Below are 17,959 nucleotides of genomic sequence, written 5' to 3' on the forward strand. Positions count from 1 at the left end.
TCAGGGGAGAAATCATGCACAACGAGCTTTGGCAGTGGACGGCGACGGATCTGGCGCAGGCGATCAGGGAGCGCCGCGTGTCCAGCCGCGACGCGGTGCAGTCGGTGCTCGATCGCATCGCCGCGGTCAATCCGGTGGTCAACGCCGTCGTGGAGGTGCTGGCCGACGAGGCGCTGAGCGCCGCCGACCAGGCCGATGCCGTGGTCAAGGCCGGCGTCGCACTGTCGCCGCTGCACGGCGTGCCGGTGACGGTGAAGGTCAATGTCGACCAGCGCGGCTGCGCCACCACCAACGGTGTTGTCGCATTCCGGGACGTCATCGCCAGCGAGGATTGTCCGACGGTGGCGAACTTTCGCAAGGCGGGCGCGGTGATCGTCGGGCGCACCAACACGCCGGCGTTCTCGCACCGCTGGTTCACCGACAACGAGCTGCATGGCGCCACCCGCAATCCCTGGGGGACGCAATGGACGCCGGGCGGTTCGAGCGGCGGCGCCGGCGCCGCGGTCGCCGCCGGCATGGGGCCGATCGCCCATGGCAACGATTTCGGCGGTTCGATCCGCTATCCGGCCTATGCCTGTGGCGTCGCCGGTCTGCGCCCGACGCCGGGGCGCGTCGCCCATTTCAATCCGTCCGCGACGTCCGAGCGTCCGATCACGGCGCAGATGATGTCGGTGCAGGGGCCGCTGGCACGCTCGATCGCCGACCTGCGCGCGGGCCTCGCCGTGATGGCGGGCCCCGACGCGCGCGACGGCAACTGGGTGCCGGCGCCGCTGGAGGGGCCGCGCCTTGCCGGTCCCGTCCGTGTCGCGCTCGCGGCGGATCCGGTCGGTGATGCGGCACCGGAGGTGCGCGCGGCGATCCGTGCCGCCGGTCGCTGGCTCGCCGAGGCCGGCTACGCGGTCGAGGAGGTGACACCGCCGCGCGTCGTCGAGGCTGCTGACCTCTGGCACGCCCTGGTGGTCAACGAGGAGCGACGCTTCCTCGAACCGCTGATCCGCAAGTACGGCGATGCCAAGAGCCGGAGAAATGTCGATGACCACATCGCCTATGCACCGCGGCTGACCAGTGACGAGATTCTGGTTGGCTTCGAGCGCCGTCAGTCGATCCTGCGCGACTGGAATCTCTTCCTGGCGCGCTATCCCGTCATCGTGCTGCCGGTGTCGCACCAGCTGCCGTTCCGCGACAACCTCGACCAGGAGGACGGCAACACTGTCCGGGCGCTGATCGACGCGCAGCGCTCGCTGCTGGCGATTCCCGCGCTCGGCTTTCCGGCGCTGTCGGTGCCGACCGGCCTCGCCGACGGCCGGCCTGTCGGCGTCCAGGTGGTCGCCGGCCGCTTCCGTGAGGACGTCTGTTTCGCGGCGGCGGAGGTCATCGAGCGCCATGCGGCGATGCCGACGCCGATCGATCCGCGGCCCTGAGAATGCGCTGGATCGTCGGCCGGACCGGGGGCGGCTGGCCGACGATTCGGTGGACAAGCCTTTCGCGACGCGCCTGATTGCGGGTAACTCTTTGAACAGGCTTGCTTTGCCTTGCCTCCGCCATATCGATAGGGTATCGCCGCCATCGCATTGGGGCTGGCGCGCGCTGGGCCAAACTGTGCCCGCGCCGTAGGTGGGATATCATAAGTGTCTGAATTATTTGACGAAGTCGACGAGGAACTGCGTCGCGAACAGCTCAAGAAGCTGTGGGATCGCTATTCCGTTTTCATCATTGGCGCGGCCGTCCTGGTCGTCGCGGCCGTCGCCGGCTGGCGCGGTTATCAGTACTGGGAAGGCAAGCGCGCGGCGGAGGCCGGTGCGGCATTCGAGGCCGCGGTCACGCTCGCCGACCAGAACAAGCATGCTGAGGCGGAGGCCGCCTTCACCAAGCTCGCCGCCGAAGCGCCGGCCGGCTATCGCACCCTGGCGCGGCTGCGGGCCGCCGCGGAAGCGGCGACGCGCGCCCCGCAGGAGGCCGTGAAGCTGTTCGACGCCATCGGCAACGACACCGGTGTCGCCCAGCCGCAGCAGGACCTCGCCAAGACCCGCGCAGCCGCGCTGCTGGTCGACACCGCGCCTTATGACGACATTCGCCAGCGGCTCGAGCCGATCACCGCGAGCGGCCGCACCTTCCGCCACACCGCGCGCGACCTGCTGGCCGTGTCGGCCTGGCGTGCGAACGATACCGCGGCGACGCGGCAGTGGCTCGACCTGATCATGACCGACGCAGAAACGCCGGCGAGCATCCGCACCCGTGCGGAGGCCCTGCAAGCGCTGCTGCCGCCGGTCGCCAAGAGCTGACCATACCGAGGACGACGGCGTGCGCCTGATCGGCACCGTCGCAGCACGAACCGAAAACCGAGTGAAGACCTGATGCGCCGTTCCCAACGACTGATTGCCTCCGGTGTCCTTCTGGCGCTCTGCAGCGTGCTCGCCGGCTGTGGCGGCGGCGGCCTCAGCAGCTTCGATCCGATGGACATGCTCGACTTCCTCGACACCAAGAAGAAGCTGCCGGGCAACCGCCAGCCGGTGTTCCCGGAAGGCGTCCCGGGGCTGGAGCAGGGCGTGCCTAAGGACCTCTACAAGGGCTCGCCGGAAATGCAGAGCCAGGAGCAGCAGTTCAAGGACGCCGGATCGCAGCAGACCGCGGCGGCCGCTGCTGCCGACACGGCGAAGTCCGCTCCGGCGCCCGCCGCCGAGCCCAAGGCCAAGCCCAGGAAGCCGCGGCATCGCTCCACCACCGCACCGCCGCCTGCCGACCAGGACGCCGCGCCTGCCGAGGAGACCGCGCCGCCGAAGCCGGCGAAACGCGCTCAGCGGCCGGCTCCGGCGGCCGCGCCCCAGGACCAGCCGCCGGCGCAGCAGGCCGCGCCGGCCCAGTCCGGGTTCCCGGCGCCGCTTCCCAGCGGCAGCTTCTCTCGGTAAAGGCTGCCCGCGGGGGACGGCTTCGCAGGATTGCCATCGGTCCCGCTGTTGACATGAGGTCCGGGACGGGCGAACGGATCGGACATGTCTTTCACCTTTGCCATTATCGGCCGGCCCAATGTCGGCAAGTCGACCCTGTTCAACCGTCTGGTCGGACAGAAGCTGGCGCTCGTCGACGACCAGCCGGGCGTGACGAGGGACCGCCGCGAGGGTGAGGGCCGGCTCGGCGACCTCAGCTTCACCATCATCGACACCGCCGGCCTCGACCATGGGCCGCGGGGCTCGCTTGCCGCGCGCATGCAGGAGCAGACCGAGGCGGCGATCGATGGCGCCGACGCGCTGCTGTTCGTCATCGACGCACGCATCGGGTTGACGCCGGCGGACCGTGGCTTTGCGGATCTCGCGCGCAAGGCCGGCAAGCCGGTGGTGCTGCTCGCCAACAAGAGCGAAGGCAAGCATGGCGAGATCGGCGCCATGGAATCCTATGCGCTCGGCCTCGGCGATCCCGTGCCGATCTCGGCGGAGCATGGCGAAGGCCTCAGCGACCTCTACGACGCGCTACGCGCGGTGATGCCCGAGGAGGAAGAGGTCGACGAGGAGGAAGACGACACGGTGGACGAGGCCGCCGGCACCGACCAGCACCGGCCGATCCGCGTCGCCATCGTCGGCCGGCCGAATGCCGGCAAGTCGACGCTGATCAACCATCTGCTCGGCGAGGAACGGCTGCTGACGAGTGACGAAGCCGGCACCACGCGCGATTCCATCGCCGTCGACGTCGACTGGCAGGGGCGCGCGTTCCGGGTGTTCGATACTGCCGGCCTGCGCCGGCGCTCGCGCATCGAGGAGAAGCTGGAGAAGCTCTCTGTTGCCGATTCGCTGCGCGCCATCCGTTTCGCCGAAGTGGTCGTGCTGATGATGGATGCGCAGCACCGCTTCGAGGAGCAGGACCTGCGCATCGCCGATCTCGTCGAGCGCGAGGGCCGGGCCCTCGTCATCGCGGTGAGCAAATCCGATCTGATCGGGCGCCAGGCCAATCTGATGTCGTCGCTGCGCCAGGATGCGGATCACTGGCTGCCCCAGATCAAGGGCGTGCCGGTCGTCGCGGTGTCGGGCGTCACGGGTGAGGGCGTCGATCGGCTGATGACGGCGATCGAGGATGCCTATGCCGTCTGGAACAAGCGGACCTCGACCAGCATGTTGAACCGCTGGTTCGAGCAGGCGATCGCCGCCAATCCGCCGCCCGCCGTCTCGGGCCGTCGGCTGAAGCTGAACTATGTGACGCAGCCCAAGGCGCGGCCGCCGAGCTTCGTGGTGTTCTGCTCGCGCGCCGATGCGGTTCCGGATTCCTATCTGCGCTACCTCACCAACAGCATGCGCACGGCGTTCGACCTGCCGGGCACGCCGATCCGCATCACGCTGCGGGAGAAATCCAACCCGTTTGCGCACAAGGCCAAGCGCAAGTCGTGACGCCGTGACGGTGGCGAGCCTGCTCGCCGCCAACGGCCCGTGCAGACGATGCGCGACGCGCAGCCCGGTTGATCTGGCCGCTGATCCGCCTCAGAAGAACGTGACACCGATCTGGCTGCCGCGTCGCCAGGTGACGCGGCAGCGGCGGCCCGGATCGGTGCGCGACAGCCGCAGCTCGAACTGGGTGCGCGTGAAGCGCGGGTCGTCGACCTGCAGCTTCGCCCCGCCTTCGGAGATGTCGATCACGGTGCAGCGCCGTGCGGCGAAGTCGCCGGGAAACGCGATCCAGCCTTCGCGGTCGATCTTGCGCCGGGGGGCGCGCTGCTTTCGTCCGAACAGGCGCATGATGCAGGCCTCCTCGACAGCAACGCCGCCGGCCGCCGTTCGTTTCTGATCCCAGCGATTCGAGTCGATTTCGAATGATCGGAGGTCAGTTGACCCGTGTCCAGGTGGTGGATTTGCAGATCATGCCCCCCATGACGCAGCCGGAGGTGGTGAGGGTATTTCCGGATAGCGACATCTTGCCGGTATAGGTCTTGCCGTCTTCCGGATTGAAGGCGCTGCCGCTCCAGCTGTCGGGGCCGTTCGGCTTCATGTCGAAGAAGATCTTCTGGCCGACCTTGGCCGGTGTCTCGATGCCAGGCTTCAGCCAGGCGATGTGGCCGCACACCGCGCCGCCGCCGCAGGAGGCGAACTTGACCTGCGAGGCGCCGGTGTCGCGCAGCCACGTCCCGCCGATGTCGGCGGCTGTGGCGGGCACGGCCCATGATGCGGTTGCGGCAACGGCAGCGAGAATTGCAGTGCGGCTGACGAACATCTTCAACATCTTGCGGCATCTCCCTGATTTGTCCGGTCTCGTGCCGGACTGATGGTAGTCAAGCAACCGCGGCCGGATGGAGTCAACACGGCCCGTGCGCGCAAAAGCGCGCAGGCCGGTCGCTGCTTTGTTGTCGGAACGACGGCGCAGGTTCAGGGCGTGGGGGCCGGAAAGTCCAGTGTGCTGCGGGTGCGGTAGTCGTAGAGCTTGCCGGTCTCGGTCCACGACGACGCGCACAGCGGCACGATCAGCTCGGCGACCTGCTCCGGCGTGTCGAGCGTCTCCGGATCCTCGCCGGGCATCAGCGTTGCCCGCATCCGGGTGCGGATCGGGCCGGGATTGAACAGGTTGACGCGCAGCGCCGTGGTCGCTGTCTCGTTCGCCCACACCCGCGCCAGCGTCTCTACCGCAGCTTTCGAGGCGGCGTAGGGGCCGACATAGGCGGTGGCCTTGCGCGCCGCGCCCGAGGTGACGAACACGGCACGGCCGGCGTCGGAGGCCCGCAGCAGCGGCTCCATGCAGCGCACCAGCTGGAAGTTGGCGGTGACATTGACCGCGAACACATCCGTCCAGGCCTTGAGGTCGATGTGGCCGAGCGGCGACGCCGGGCCGAGCACACCGGCATTGCTGACGAGGATATCGAGCTTGCCGTGGCGCTCGTTGAGCGCGGCGCCGAGGCGGGCGATGCCGTCGCTGTCGGTGAGGTTGAGCGGAACCAGCGTCGCGGTGCCGCCGTCCTTGCGGATCTCGTCATCGAGCTCCTCGAGGCCGCCGACGGTCCGCGCCACGGCGATGATGTGGGCGCCGGCGCGCGCGAGCGTGCGCGCGGTGGCATAGCCGATGCCGCGTGAGGCGCCGGTCACCAGGGCGATGCGGGAGGAGAGATCGACAGCCATGCGAAGGTCCTGCAGTCCAAGGGGCGGAAATAGCGGGCCCGTTGCCGGGCCGTCACGGCGCCGCCGTCAATCGATACCGGCAACGAGCAGTGTGTGCGGGCGGGGTTTATCGCGATTTCCGCCCGATCGAAAGGGCCGTGGTGGCACGACTTCCGTGTCCGCACGGGATGGCGTTCTGTGCTAAGGGCGGGCCATGCCGATCGACCCCACATCGCCGGGAACGCTGTGGCGGCCGATGGCCGCGGCCGACCTGCCGGCCGTTGCCGCCATCGCCGCGCGCGTCCATCCCGACTATCCGGAGAACGACGCCGTGTTCGCCGAGCGGCTGCGCCTCTATCCCGCCGGCTGCCTGGTGCTGGCCGCGGGACCGGAGCTCGTGGCCTATGTCGTCAGCCACCCCTGGCATCATCTGCAACCGCCGGCGCTCAACAGCCTCCTGGGGGCGCTGCCAGCCATGTCGTCGACCTACTATATCCACGATGTGGCGCTGCTGCCGCAAGCGCGCGGCAGCGGTGCCGGCGCCGCCGTGGTTGCGCGGCTCGTGGCGCAGGCGCGCGCGGAAGGGCTCGCAAACCTGTCACTGGTGGCGGTCAACGGATCGCAGGTGTTCTGGCACCGCCAGGGATTTGCGGAGGTTGAAATGCCGGCCCTGAGGCAAAAGCTCGCGAGCTATGACGCTGCGGCGCGCCTGATGGAACGCCGCATCGCGTGAGCGTTCGAACCGTTCAACTCGCCTCGGCCAGCAGCGACAGCTGGCGCGGCGTCGGCTCGGCCTGGTTCTGGTCGGTCAGCGGGGTCGGGTAGTCACCGGTGAAATAGTGGTCGGTGAATTTCGGGTGTGCCGGGTCGCGGCCGGGCTCGCCCATCGCCCGGTAGAGGCCGTCGACCGAGAGGAAGGCGAGGCTGTCGCAGCCGATCAGTTCGCGCATCTGCTCGAGATTGTGGGTCGCCGCCAGCAGGTGGGCGCGGTCCGGCATGTCGATGCCGTAATAGTCGGGATGGGTGATCGGCGGCGAGGCGATGCGGAAGTGCACCTCGCGGGCGCCGGCATCACGCATCATCTTCACGATCTTCTTCGACGTGGTGCCGCGCACCAGCGAGTCGTCGATCAGGATGATGCGCTTGCCTTCGATCGCTGTGCGGTTGGCCGAGTGCTTCATGCGCACGCCGAGCTCGCGGATGCTCTGGGTCGGCTGGATGAAGGTGCGCCCGACATAGTGGTTGCGGATGATGCCGAGCTCGAACGGGATGCCGGAATACTGGCTGTAGCCGATCGCGGCGGGCACGCCGGAATCCGGCACTGGCACGACGACGTCGGACGGCACATGGCTTTCCTTGGCGAGCTCGGCGCCGATCGCCTTGCGCACGTCGTAGACCGAGCGTCCGCCGAGCACCGAGTCCGGGCGGGCGAAATAGATGTACTCGAACATGCAGGGACGGGGCGCCTGCGGCGGGAACGGCTTGTGGCTCTGCGTGCCGTTCTCGTCGAACACGATGACTTCGCCGTTCTCGATGTCGCGGATGTACTTGGCGCCTATGATGTCCAGCGCGCAGGTTTCCGAGGCGAGGATCGGGCAGCCGTCGAGCTCGCCCAGCACCAAGGGGCGGATGCCGAGCGGGTCGCGGGCACCGACCAGCTTCTTGTTGGTCAGCGACACCAGCGAGTAGGCGCCCTCGATGGCGCGCAGCGCCTCGATGAAGCGGTCGATGAAGTGGTTGCGCTTGGACTGTGCCACGAGATGCAGGATGACCTCGGTGTCGGTGGTCGACTGCATCATGGCGCCGCCGCGCACCAGCTCGCGGCGCAGCGTCAGGCCGTTGGTCAGATTGCCGTTGTGGCCGACTGCGAAGCCGCCGGCGTTGAGCTCGGCGAACAGCGGCTGGACGTTGCGCAGGATGGTCTCGCCGGTGGTCGAGTAGCGGACATGGCCGACGGCGGAGGAGCCGGGCAGGCGCTCGATCACCTCGCGGCGGGAGAAGGTGTCGCCGACGAGGCCGAGCCGGCGCTCGGAGTGGAAGCGGTTGCCGTCGAAGGACACGATGCCGGCGGCTTCCTGGCCGCGATGCTGGAGCGCGTGCAGGCCGAGCGCGGTGATCGCCGCGGCGTCGGGGTGCCCGAAAATGCCGAACACGCCGCATTCTTCACGCAGCGTGTCGCCGTCCAGATCCTTGTCGATGATGATTCCGTCGGTGGCGGCAGCCGGGGTGGCAAGTGTGGCGAAATCGGGTGCTTCCGCGCCCTTTGCATGGGAGCGGGAAGGGCCTTGCATCTCGTCCATTGTGCCTCTCTTCACCGGACCAGCGTCCGGCAATCCTCAACGTCCAGTAACCCTTAACGCCCTGCGGCCTTGCCGTCGATCAGTTGCTTGAGCCCGTCCCGGGCCGATTTTGCATAGCCGCCATCGGACGGTCCAGCCGCGGGGGGCGGTGCCGCCGGGGCGGCATCGGTCTGTTCCTCGTCGGTCTTCGGCTTCTTCAACTTCTTCAAGATGGTGTTTTCAGGGTCGTCCGGCAAGAGCGACATCAGCCAGTCGCCGGTGCCCTGCAGCACCACGCGGGACTTGGCCGAGCGCACCCAGTCGGGCTGCTGCTTCTCGGGAACCAGCCAGACGAAGAACAGGAACGCGACCACGATGATCAGGAGGCCGCGGGCGAGGCCGAACAGGAAGCCGAGGGTGCGGTCCAGTGCCCCGATCCGGGAATCCAGGATCATGTCGGAGATGCGCACCGTGATGATCGACACCACGATCAGCGTGCCCAGGAACACGCCGGCGATCACGGCGACGGTCGCCACCGTATCGTTGTTGAAATAGGTCTTGGCGGTCGGCAGCAGCTTGTTGAACGCGTACAGCGTTGTCAGTGCGGCGATGCCCCAGGCGGCGATCGACAGGATCTCGCGCATGAAGCCGCGGATCATCGCCAGCAGGCCGGAGATCAGCATCACGCCAAGGACAATGATATCGAGGAGGGTTATCGGCATCGGCTGGTCAAGTCCGCTCTTGCATTCGACTCCTGCGAATCGGCTCCGCTGCGCCTCGTCAGGAGACGGCGATATGACATGTTCGGCAAGGCGGGGAAACCATACGGTCCCGCCCATCCCAACATTTCGATCACACCATTCGGATCACGTGAGTTAGATCGCCTGGCGTTCATCGATCGTGCGGGCGGCATCCGGTCGCGCGCCGGTTGTATAGCGGCGGCCAACGCCAGCGTCATCCGGGGTTTAGCCCTCGGAGCGGCGGATTTTGGCTGGTGTGGCATTTTTTCCCGCTGCGTCCGATGTGGTGCCTTTGCGGCCGACGCCGCGGGCGGCGATATCGGCCACGAGACTGGTGAGGGAGCCGACCTGGTTCAGGGAGAGGCCGGCGTCACCGGAGGCGTCGCCGCGGGCGGTCTCCGGAACCACGGCCTTGCCGAATCCGAGCTTGGCGGCCTCCTTGAGGCGGGCGGAGGCCTGCGCCACCGGGCGGACCGCCCCGGACAGCGAGATTTCGCCAAAATACACCGCGTCGGTCGGCAGCGGCACATGGGCCAGCGAGGAGACGAGGGCGGCAGCGGCGGCGAGGTCGGCAGCCGGCTCGTGGATACGCAGCCCACCCGCGACATTGAGGTACACGTCATGGCCGCCGAGCTTGACGCCGCAATGGGCCTCCAGCACCGCCAGCACCATCGACAGGCGGCTCTGGTCCCAGCCCACCACAGCGCGGCGCGGCGTGCCGAGGGACGTCGGTGCAACCAGAGCCTGCAGTTCCACCAGCACCGGCCGGGTGCCTTCGATGCCCGCGAACACCGCCGTGCCCGGGCTGCCGAGGTCGCGCTCCGACAGGAACAGCTCGGACGGGTTTGTGACCTCGCGCAGGCCAAGGCCGGTCATCTCGAACACGCCGATCTCGTCGGTCGGCCCGAAGCGGTTCTTGACCGCGCGCAGCACGCGGAACTGCTGTGATCCCTCGCCCTCGAACGACAGCACGGCATCGACCATGTGCTCGACCACGCGGGGGCCGGCGATCTGGCCGTCCTTGGTGACATGGCCGACCAGGATCAGGGCGGTGCCGGACCTCTTGGCGAAGCGGATCAGCGCCTGCGCCGAGGCGCGCACCTGGGTGACGGTGCCCGGCGCCGACTCCACGGTGTCGGTCCACATGGTCTGGATGGAATCGATCACCACGAGGCGCGGCGTCGTGCCTTCCGAGAGCGTCGCGATGATGTCCTCGACGGAGGTCTCGGCGGCGAGCTGCACCGGTGCGTCGGCGAGGCCGAGGCGCGCGGCGCGCAGCCGCACCTGGGCGATCGCCTCTTCGCCGGAGATGTAGACCGAGCGATGGCCGGCACGCGCCATCAGGCTCGAGGCCTGGGTCAGCAGGGTCGACTTGCCGATGCCGGGATCGCCGCCGACCAGCAGCACCGAGCCGCGCACGAAGCCGCCGCCGGTGACGCGGTCGAGCTCGGCCATGCCGGACGGCAGGCGCGGTGCATCACGGCTTTCGCCGGCAAGACTCTCCAGATTGAAGGTCCGCCCCTTGCGCTTGGGGCGGATGCTCGCCGGCATGGTGGTGACGCCGCCGACATCTTCCTCGGCCAGCGTGTTCCACTCGCCGCAGGATTCACACTTGCCCTGCCAGCGCCCATAAGCGGCGCCACAGTTCTGGCAGACGAAGGAGAGAACGTTCTTGGCCATGGAGGGGAGATTCGCTCAGAAGGCGTGGGCGGCATTCCATAGCATGGAAAGGCCGGAGACGATCATCAAACCGTCCATGATCGGAGCGAGAGCTTGCGGCGGCCGGGTGGCCGCCGCAAGACGGCCTCAGGCGCCGACCTTCACGGCCCGGCGATTGGTCGCCCGCCGCTGCTCGACGGCGATTGCGAGGCGCTCCAGCACCAACACCGTGTCGTCCCAGCCGATGCAGCCATCGGTGATGCTCTGGCCATAGGTGAGGGGCTTGCCGGGCTCCTGATCCTGGCGGCCGGCGACAAGATTGCTTTCGACCATCACGCCCATGATGCGGGTATCGCCGGCGGCGATCTGGGACGCGATATCGTCGATCACCAGGGGCTGGCGCTCGGGCTTCTTGGAGCTGTTGGCATGGCTGGCATCGATCATCACCATCGGCGCGAGGCCGGCCTTCGCGATCTCGGCGCAGGCCGTCTCGACGCTTGCCGCATCATAGTTGGGGACCTTTCCGCCGCGCAGGATGACATGGCAATCGCCGTTGCCCGTCGTCGTGGCGATGGCCGAGCGGCCGTCCTTCATCACCGCCATGAAGTGATGCGGCTGCGAGGCCGATTTCACCGCGTCGACGGCGATGCGGACATTGCCGTCGGTGCCGTTCTTGAAGCCGACCGGGCAGCTGAGGCCCGAGGCGAGCTCGCGATGGATCTGGCTCTCGGTGGTGCGGGCGCCGATGGCGCCCCACGCGACGAGGTCGGCGATGTACTGAGGCGTGGTCATGTCGAGGAACTCGCAGGCCGCCGGAAGCCCGAGATGATTGATGTCGAGCAGCAGTTTGCGGGCGATGCGCAGCCCCTTGTCGATGTGGAAGCTGCCGTCGAGATCGGGATCGTTGATCAGGCCCTTCCACCCCACCGTGGTGCGCGGCTTTTCGAAATAGACGCGCATGATGATGTCCAGCGATGGCTGCAAGCGGTTGCGCAGCGCAACAAGACGTGAGGCATAGTCGAGGGCGGCAACCGGATCGTGGATCGAACAGGGGCCGATGACGACGGCGAGACGATCGTCATGGCCATGCAGGATGGCGTGGAAGGCGTCGCGCGCGCCGGCGACGACACGGGTCGCCTCCAGCGTCCGCGGATGCTCGCGCATCACCTCCGCAGAGGGCGCTAACGGTTTGATCTCACGGATACGGACATCGTCGGTGGTGCTCAACATGCCTGGGGCTCCCTTGGCGGTCTGGGTCTTCCGGCTGGCGGCACAAAAAAACCGCCAGACGGCTGGCGGTTGTTCGGGACTTGATTTGCTGCAATCCTCAGATCGAGCGCACCCCTACCTCCGCCGGCGGCCTGCGAAAGCCAAAATACCAATAAAAGCTCGGGGCGGATGCAAAGGTCATGATCCACATATAAGGGGCCGTCGCCGGTTTGTCACGGGTCTTTTCCGCGGCGGCCGTGATGGCCTAGGCTCGGCCGGCCGGACCGGTGTTTCCCGCGCGTGAGGTCGCCGGCCGGCGCCATCAACGACCGCGCAGCATGGCTTGAGCCAGCGTGACGCGGCGACAGGGAGTAACGCCGATGAGATGGATGACCACGCTGTTCGGCCTGCTGCTGGTGACCGCGGCCCATGCCGCCGACACTCCAAAATTCAAGGTCGATCCGTTCTGGCCGAAGCCGCTGCCCAACAACTGGATCATGGGACAGGCGGCCGGCGTCGCGGTGGACGAGCAGGATCACGTCTGGGTGGTGCAGCGGCCGCGCACGCTGACCGACGACGAGCGGGCCGCCAGCCTGTCGCCGCCGCCGACCAAGTGCTGCTTGCCGGCGCCGTCGGTGATGGAGTTCGACCAGGAGGGCAATCTGCTGCGGGCGTGGGGCGGCAACGGCAGCGGCTTTGACTGGCCCGAGAACGAGCATGGCATCTACATCGATCCCAAGGGCTTCGTCTGGCTCGCGGGCAACGGCAACCGCGACGGCCAGATCCTGAAATTCACCAAGGACGGCAAGTTCGTGATGCAGATCGGCAAGGCCGGCGAGCAGACCAACAGCCAGGACACCACGCGGCTCGGCAAGCCCGCCAACATGACGCTCGATGCCGCCGCCAACGAGCTGTTTGTCGCCGACGGTTACTACAATCACCGCATCATCGTGTTCGATGCGGACAGCGGAGCCTTCAAGCGGATGTGGGGCGCCTATGGCAAGCCGCCGACCGACGACAAGGTGCCGCCCTATGATCCGGCGGCGGCGGCGTCGCAGCAGTTCGCCAATCCCGTGCACTGCGTGCGCATCGCCAGGGACGGCCTGGTCTACGTCTGCGACCGCACCAACGATCGCATCCAGGTGTTCCGCAAGGACGGCAGCTTCGTGAAGGAGATGTTCGTCGAGAAGAACACCCGCGCCAACGGCTCGGTGTGGGACCTGGAGATCTGGAACGATGCCGACCAGTCGTTCCTGATCAATGCCGACGGCGCCAACAACGAGGTGCGCACGCTCAAGCGCGACAGCGGCGAGGTCGTCGGACGCTTCGGCCGCAACGGCCGCATGGCCGGCGACTTCCACTGGGTGCACAACCTCGCGATCGACTCCCACGGCAACATCTTCACCACCGAGGTCGATACCGGCAAGCGAGCGCAGAAGTTCGTGCTGCAGCGCTGAAGCGACGCGGCGGGGGCCTCAGGGCTTGCCGCCGCGATAGACCCGCGCGAAGCGGTGGCCGAGGCTGGTCAGCACCTCATAACCGATGGTGCCGAAGTGGTGGCCGAGCTCGTCCACCGTGATGCCTTCGCCGATCAGCGTCACGAGATGGCCGCGGCGCACGGCGTTCGGCGGCAGCTCGGTGATGTCGACGGCGAGCAGGTCCATCGAGATGCGGCCGGCGACGGGGCAGCGACGTCCGGCCACCACCGCCTCGGCGCTGCGCACGCCGTCGACGCCGCCGGCGGCGCGGAAATAGCCGTCGGCATAGCCGGCGGCGACGATCGCAAGGCGGGTGGGACGGCGCGCCGTCCAGGTCGCGCCGTAGCCGATGGTGTCGCCGCGCTCGACATGGCGGACCTGCACGATGCGGGCCTTGAGGTTGACCACTGGCTGCATCGGGTTGTCCGCTTCCGGCGTCGGATTGACGCCGTAAAGCGCGGCGCCCGGGCGAACCATATCGAACTGGTATTGCGGGCCGAGAAAGATGCCGGAGGACGCGGCGAGCGACGTCGGGATGCCGGAGAAGGCCTGCGCGATCTCGTGGAATGCGGCAAGTTGCCTGGCGTTCAGCGGATGTCCCAGCATCTCGGCGCAGGCGAGGTGGCTGATCACCAGCGTGAAGCCATGACTGCCGCTCCTGACGCGCGGCAGGAGGCTTTGCGCCTCGGTCATGGTGAGGCCGAGCCGGTTCATGCCGGTGTCGACATGCAGCGCGGCGCCGCCGGTCCAGCCGGTGCGGCGACAGAAGGCGTCCCACTCGGCGAGCTCGGCGAGATCGCCGATCACCGGGCGGGCATTGATCTCGGCGAACACTTCGGCGGTGCCGACGAGGCAGCCGTCGAGCACATAGATGGTCGCCGATTTGGCGGCGGCGCGCGCTGCGCGGGCTTCGTTCAGGGTGGCGACGAAGAAGGTCTTGCAGCCGGCGGCGGCGAGGGCGGTCGCGACGGCAGGCAGGCCGCAGCCATAGGCGTCGGCCTTGACCACGGCGGCGCATTCGGCCGGCACGGAGCGGCTTTCGAGTTTGCGCCAGTTGCCGACCAGCGCCTCGAGGTCGATGCTGAGGATGCCGGTCTGCGCCGACAGCGATACGCTGTCGATGCTTTCGAGCGCGATCGCCCGGTGGGAGCTGGCGGCGTGCTGGTCAGGCGCGGTCATCGTGCGAAGATCCGAATGCGCGATGCGGAGGATACTGTGCGCAGCTGACCCACACCATACGCGGCAGCGTCTGGCGGTTCAACCGCAGGCGAAGTGGTGGATCCGACGTCGCTTGGATGGCCGCGCGCCGAAAATTCAATTCGCGACCTACTCGCTCGCCGGCACGTAGCCGTCGTGGGCGAGGTCGCCGAACTTGGTGATGTTGGCGTCGAAGTGCAGCTCGACCGTGCCGGTCGGGCCGTGACGCTGCTTGCCGATGATGACTTCGGCCTTGCCGTGCACCAGCTGCATGTCGGTCTGCCACTTCTCGTGCTCGGGGGTGCCCGGCCGCGGCTCCTTGTTCTGCAGATAGTATTCCTCGCGGAACACGAAGACCACGACGTCGGCGTCCTGCTCGATCGAGCCGGATTCACGCAGGTCCGAAAGCTGCGGGCGCTTGTCTTCGCGGTTTTCGACCTGACGCGACAGCTGCGACAGCGCGATGATCGGAACGCTGAGCTCCTTCGCCAGCGCCTTCAGGCTGGTGGTGATCTCCGTGACTTCCTGCACGCGGTTGTCGGACTTCTTGCCCGAGCCCTGCAGCAGCTGGATATAGTCGATGATCAGCAGGTCGAGGCCCTTCTGCCGCTTGAGGCGGCGGGCGCGGGCCACGAGCTGCGAGATCGAGATGCCGCCGGTTTCGTCGACATAGAACGGCAGGTTCTGCAGTTCGATCGAATGGTCGCGGATGACGTCGAAGTCGGCTTCGGAAATGCCGCCGCGGCGGATGCTGCTCGACGGGATGCCGGTGACTTCGGCGATGATACGGGTGGCGAGCTGGTCGGCCGACATTTCGCAGGAGAAGAAGCCGACAATGCCGCCATGAACGGTCTTGTGGGTGCCGTCGGGCGCGACCTCGTAGGTGTAGGCGCGGGCGACGTTGTAGGCGATGTTGGTGGCGAGCGAGGTCTTGCCCATGCCAGGGCGGCCGGCGAGCACGATGAGGTCGGAGCGCTGCAGACCGCCCATGCGGGTGTCGAGGTCGCGCAGGCCCGTCGAGATGCCTGACAGCTTGCCGTCGCGGTTGTAGGCCGCGGCCGCCATGTCCACCGCGATGGTCAGCGCCTGTGAGAATTTCTGGAAGCCGCCATCGTAGCGCCCCTGTTCGGCGAGCGAGAACAGCTTGCGCTCGGCGTCCTCGATCTGGGCGCGGGGGGCGAAGTCGACCGGCGCGTCATAGGCGACGTTGACCATGTCCTCGCCGATCTGGATGAGGTCGCGCCGGAGCGACAGCTCGTAGACGGTGCGGCCATAGTCCTGGGCGTTGATGATGGTGGTCGCTTCCGCGGCGAGGCGGGCGAGGTACTGGCCGACGGTGAGGCCGCCGATGTCGGTGTCGGCCGGCACGAAGGTCTTCAGCGTGACCGGGGTCGCGACCTTGCCCGCTTTGATCAGGCTGGCGGAGGTCTCGTAGATCAACTGGTGGATCGGCTCGAAGAAATGCTTGGTCTCGAGGAAGTCGGAGACGCGGTAGAAGGCGTCGTTGTTGACCAGGATCGCGCCCAGAAGGCTCTGTTCCGCCTCGATATTGTGCGGCGCCGACCGATAGGCCGGGGTTCCGGCGTCGGGCGCCAGTTTCAGGACGTTGGAATCGGTCGGTGACATGGAGGTAATTGAGCTGGTCATTTCAACAAACGCGGGCGCGCTATCAAGCACCCGGCGCCTCCGCTCCGGAAGAGAGGGGATCCGTCTTATGCCCGATTCTCACAACGTCGCGGCGGTAAAGCCGACCCGCGTCGACCGCGGGACTCAACGCATGATCTGCGTCGCCCGCGGTTCCAGACCATGCTGCCGGAGGGGCGCTACTCGCCGGCGAGTTGCAGCTTCGGCCCGCAGTTGCGCTCGATGGCGCGCAGCCGGCTCTCTTCCCTCAAGATGTAGTCACGGGTGATCGGCACGACACCCTGCCGCTTGGTGAGCTGGATCTGGAACACCATGTTGTTCTGCTTGCGGAACGACATTTCGGAGGAGGCGAGGTAGAACTCCCACATTCGGACGAAACGCGCGTCATAGAGCTGCTCGGCCTCCTCGCGGCGGGCCAGGAAGCGCTCGCGCCAGGCCTTGAGCGTCTCGGCATAGTGCAGCCGCAGGATCTCGATGTCGGTCACCAGGAGGCCGGCACGCTCGATCGCCGGCAGCACCTCGGACAATGCCGGGATGTAGCCGCCCGGGAAGATGTATCTGGCGATCCACGGGTTGGTGATGCCGGGGCCTTCCGAGCGTCCAATCGAATGCAGCAGCATCACGCCATCGTGACTGAGCAGCTCGGCGCAGCGCTTGAAGAAGCGGTCGTAGTAGTCGAGCCCGACATGCTCAAACATGCCCACTGACACGATCCGGTCGAACGGGCCGGGGATGTCACGATAGTCCTGCAGCAGGAAGCGGGCACGCTGCGACAGCTTCTTTTCCGCGGCGCGCGCATTGGAGATGGCGAGTTGCTCTTCCGACAGGGTGACGCCGGTGACATCGGCGCCAGCCATCTCGGCGAGGTAGAGCCCAAGGCCGCCCCAGCCCGAGCCGATGTCGAGCACCCGTTGATCGTCCGACAGCACGAGCTTGGCGGCGATATGTCGCTTCTTGGCGAGCTGGGCGTCGTCGAGGGTGGAGTCGGGAGTTTCGAAATAGGCGCAGCTGTACTGCTTGTCGGCGTCGAGAAACAGGGAATAGAGTCGGCCGTCGAGGTCATAGTGATGAGCGATGTTGCGCCTGGAGCGGCCGCGCGGATTGAACTGCTGCAGGTGTCGCATCAGGTAGCGCGTCAGCCACTGTAGCTTGGCCCAGCGCGGCACCGCGTCGGGCTGGTCGAGCGCGATGGCGAGCACGTCGGCGATCGAGCCTTGTTCGACCGTGAGCTGGCCATCCATGTAGATTTCGCCAAAGGCGAGCTCGGGGTCGAGAATGAGACGCCGTTCGGCCTCCCTGGTCAGAAATCGGATGGCGGCCGGGAGGCCCGTGCCGTCACCGCACGTAAAGCGGTTGCCATCTGCCGCGATCACGGTCAGGGAACCGCGCTGGATGAATCTGTCGAGAACGAATTTCAGTAAACTGCTCATCGTCGCCACCCAATGATGAGCGCAGGCGGACTCCAGCTCCGCGACTGCGCGGACTTTCAATCCTTTCCAAGGTCCCCCGGATTGACCTTTAGGTATTTAAGCATGGGTCCCCGCTATCACCAATGCGCGGGGAACAAGGCGGATAGAACCTGGCAGAGCCTGGCAATAGCGGCGATGTGTTGATGGAAGTGCTTCCATTCGCCGGATAATCGGCTAAATCTGTTGCCCGAAACGAGCCATTTTCCGCATCGGAGGATT

Annotated in this window: 16 protein-coding genes; 6 read left to right on the plus strand and 10 right to left on the minus strand. The window is 67.2% G+C overall.

The window, feature by feature from the left end; all coding sequences use genetic code 11:
* Window positions 1–14: 14 nt before the first annotated feature.
* The 4 genes from AB4Z37_RS22750 (at window position 15) to der (ending at window position 4,373) form a co-directional block, all read left to right on the plus strand.
* Window positions 15–1,421 carry an amidase family protein gene (locus AB4Z37_RS22750; protein WP_441519019.1) on the plus strand — a complete coding sequence of 469 codons (1,407 nt, stop codon included), beginning with the start codon at window positions 15–17 and terminating at the stop codon, window positions 1,419–1,421.
* A gap of 207 nt (window positions 1,422–1,628) precedes the next feature.
* Window positions 1,629–2,282: a tetratricopeptide repeat protein gene (locus tag AB4Z37_RS22755; RefSeq protein WP_441519020.1), complete on the plus strand. Its 654-nt coding sequence runs from the start codon at window positions 1,629–1,631 to the stop codon at window positions 2,280–2,282.
* A 72-nt stretch (window positions 2,283–2,354) separates the two neighbouring features.
* Window positions 2,355–2,906: a hypothetical protein gene (locus AB4Z37_RS22760; protein WP_441519021.1), complete on the plus strand. Its 552-nt coding sequence runs from the start codon at window positions 2,355–2,357 to the stop codon at window positions 2,904–2,906.
* Window positions 2,907–2,990: 84 nt separating this feature from the next.
* Window positions 2,991–4,373 (plus strand): ribosome biogenesis GTPase Der, encoded by a 1,383-nt coding sequence (der, locus tag AB4Z37_RS22765; RefSeq protein ID WP_441519022.1) that lies wholly within the window; start codon window positions 2,991–2,993, stop codon window positions 4,371–4,373.
* 90 nt (window positions 4,374–4,463) lie between these two features.
* Here the strand turns inward: der and AB4Z37_RS22770 are convergent, their stop codons facing one another.
* The 3 genes from AB4Z37_RS22770 to AB4Z37_RS22780 form a co-directional block, all read right to left on the minus strand.
* Complete coding sequence (locus AB4Z37_RS22770) at window positions 4,464–4,718, minus strand: PilZ domain-containing protein (RefSeq protein ID WP_441519023.1); 255 nt, start codon at window positions 4,716–4,718, stop codon at window positions 4,464–4,466.
* An 85-nt stretch (window positions 4,719–4,803) separates the two neighbouring features.
* A complete protein-coding gene (locus AB4Z37_RS22775; protein WP_441519139.1) occupies window positions 4,804–5,190 on the minus strand; it encodes a DUF2147 domain-containing protein in 387 nt (128 codons plus the stop codon).
* 152 nt (window positions 5,191–5,342) lie between these two features.
* Window positions 5,343–6,086, minus strand: a complete 744-nt coding sequence (locus AB4Z37_RS22780) for an SDR family NAD(P)-dependent oxidoreductase (protein WP_441519024.1) — start codon at window positions 6,084–6,086, stop codon at window positions 5,343–5,345.
* A 193-nt stretch (window positions 6,087–6,279) separates the two neighbouring features.
* Between AB4Z37_RS22780 and AB4Z37_RS22785 the strand changes: the two genes are divergently transcribed.
* On the plus strand, window positions 6,280–6,798 hold the full coding sequence (locus tag AB4Z37_RS22785; protein WP_441519025.1) for a GNAT family N-acetyltransferase: 519 nt from the start codon (window positions 6,280–6,282) through the stop codon (window positions 6,796–6,798).
* Between the two features lie 13 nt (window positions 6,799–6,811).
* On the opposite strand, the gene purF is transcribed toward AB4Z37_RS22785, so the two are convergent.
* The 4 genes from purF to AB4Z37_RS22805 all read right to left on the minus strand — a co-directional run bounded on the left by purF (window position 6,812) and on the right by AB4Z37_RS22805 (window position 11,973).
* Window positions 6,812–8,365, minus strand: a complete 1,554-nt coding sequence (gene purF, locus AB4Z37_RS22790) for an amidophosphoribosyltransferase (RefSeq protein ID WP_441519026.1) — start codon at window positions 8,363–8,365, stop codon at window positions 6,812–6,814.
* A gap of 53 nt (window positions 8,366–8,418) precedes the next feature.
* Window positions 8,419–9,066, minus strand: coding sequence for a CvpA family protein (locus AB4Z37_RS22795; RefSeq protein WP_441519027.1), 648 nt, complete (start codon window positions 9,064–9,066; stop codon window positions 8,419–8,421).
* A 243-nt stretch (window positions 9,067–9,309) separates the two neighbouring features.
* Window positions 9,310–10,764 carry a DNA repair protein RadA gene (radA, locus tag AB4Z37_RS22800; RefSeq protein ID WP_441519028.1) on the minus strand — a complete coding sequence of 485 codons (1,455 nt, stop codon included), beginning with the start codon at window positions 10,762–10,764 and terminating at the stop codon, window positions 9,310–9,312.
* 126 nt (window positions 10,765–10,890) lie between these two features.
* The gene (locus AB4Z37_RS22805) at window positions 10,891–11,973 is read right to left on the minus strand and encodes a 3-deoxy-7-phosphoheptulonate synthase (RefSeq protein WP_441519029.1); all 1,083 of its coding nucleotides are present in this window, start codon (window positions 11,971–11,973) and stop codon (window positions 10,891–10,893) included.
* Between the two features lie 368 nt (window positions 11,974–12,341).
* Between AB4Z37_RS22805 and AB4Z37_RS22810 the strand changes: the two genes are divergently transcribed.
* Entirely contained in the window at window positions 12,342–13,409 is a 1,068-nt protein-coding gene (locus tag AB4Z37_RS22810) for a hypothetical protein (RefSeq protein ID WP_441519140.1), read from the plus strand.
* 18 nt (window positions 13,410–13,427) lie between these two features.
* Here AB4Z37_RS22810 and alr read toward each other — a convergent pair whose 3' ends face one another.
* From alr to AB4Z37_RS22825, 3 genes are all read right to left on the minus strand, one after another.
* The gene (gene alr / locus AB4Z37_RS22815; RefSeq protein WP_441519030.1) at window positions 13,428–14,609 is read right to left on the minus strand and encodes an alanine racemase; all 1,182 of its coding nucleotides are present in this window, start codon (window positions 14,607–14,609) and stop codon (window positions 13,428–13,430) included.
* A gap of 147 nt (window positions 14,610–14,756) precedes the next feature.
* Window positions 14,757–16,253 (minus strand): replicative DNA helicase, encoded by a 1,497-nt coding sequence (locus tag AB4Z37_RS22820; protein ID WP_441519031.1) that lies wholly within the window; start codon window positions 16,251–16,253, stop codon window positions 14,757–14,759.
* Between the two features lie 197 nt (window positions 16,254–16,450).
* The gene (locus tag AB4Z37_RS22825) at window positions 16,451–17,701 is read right to left on the minus strand and encodes a class I SAM-dependent methyltransferase (RefSeq protein ID WP_441519032.1); all 1,251 of its coding nucleotides are present in this window, start codon (window positions 17,699–17,701) and stop codon (window positions 16,451–16,453) included.
* Between the last annotated feature and the right edge of the window lie 258 nt (window positions 17,702–17,959).

Origin of the sequence: Bradyrhizobium sp. 2TAF24 (assembly GCF_052115025.1) — a bacterium.
Taxonomy (GTDB): Bacteria; Pseudomonadota; Alphaproteobacteria; order Rhizobiales; family Xanthobacteraceae; genus Bradyrhizobium_A.

What these genes read in the sequence shown, in the direction of transcription:
- AB4Z37_RS22825 (WP_441519032.1), bottom strand. Translation starts at nt 17,701, where the DNA reads ATGAGCAGTTTACTGAAATTCGTTCTCGACAGATTCATCCAGCGCGGT.
- AB4Z37_RS22775 (WP_441519139.1), bottom strand. Translation starts at nt 5,190, where the DNA reads ATGTTCGTCAGCCGCACTGCAATTCTCGCTGCCGTTGCCGCAACCGCA.
- AB4Z37_RS22820 (WP_441519031.1), bottom strand. Translation starts at nt 16,253, where the DNA reads ATGTCACCGACCGATTCCAACGTCCTGAAACTGGCGCCCGACGCCGGA.
- radA (WP_441519028.1), bottom strand. Translation starts at nt 10,764, where the DNA reads ATGGCCAAGAACGTTCTCTCCTTCGTCTGCCAGAACTGTGGCGCCGCT.
- AB4Z37_RS22780 (WP_441519024.1), bottom strand. Translation starts at nt 6,086, where the DNA reads ATGGCTGTCGATCTCTCCTCCCGCATCGCCCTGGTGACCGGCGCCTCA.
- purF (WP_441519026.1), bottom strand. Translation starts at nt 8,365, where the DNA reads ATGGACGAGATGCAAGGCCCTTCCCGCTCCCATGCAAAGGGCGCGGAA.
- AB4Z37_RS22805 (WP_441519029.1), bottom strand. Translation starts at nt 11,973, where the DNA reads ATGTTGAGCACCACCGACGATGTCCGTATCCGTGAGATCAAACCGTTA.
- AB4Z37_RS22795 (WP_441519027.1), bottom strand. Translation starts at nt 9,066, where the DNA reads ATGCCGATAACCCTCCTCGATATCATTGTCCTTGGCGTGATGCTGATC.
- AB4Z37_RS22810 (WP_441519140.1), top strand. Translation starts at nt 12,342, where the DNA reads ATGACCACGCTGTTCGGCCTGCTGCTGGTGACCGCGGCCCATGCCGCC.
- alr (WP_441519030.1), bottom strand. Translation starts at nt 14,609, where the DNA reads ATGACCGCGCCTGACCAGCACGCCGCCAGCTCCCACCGGGCGATCGCG.
- AB4Z37_RS22750 (WP_441519019.1), top strand. Translation starts at nt 15, where the DNA reads ATGCACAACGAGCTTTGGCAGTGGACGGCGACGGATCTGGCGCAGGCG.
- der (WP_441519022.1), top strand. Translation starts at nt 2,991, where the DNA reads ATGTCTTTCACCTTTGCCATTATCGGCCGGCCCAATGTCGGCAAGTCG.
- AB4Z37_RS22760 (WP_441519021.1), top strand. Translation starts at nt 2,355, where the DNA reads ATGCGCCGTTCCCAACGACTGATTGCCTCCGGTGTCCTTCTGGCGCTC.
- AB4Z37_RS22785 (WP_441519025.1), top strand. Translation starts at nt 6,280, where the DNA reads ATGCCGATCGACCCCACATCGCCGGGAACGCTGTGGCGGCCGATGGCC.
- AB4Z37_RS22770 (WP_441519023.1), bottom strand. Translation starts at nt 4,718, where the DNA reads ATGCGCCTGTTCGGACGAAAGCAGCGCGCCCCCCGGCGCAAGATCGAC.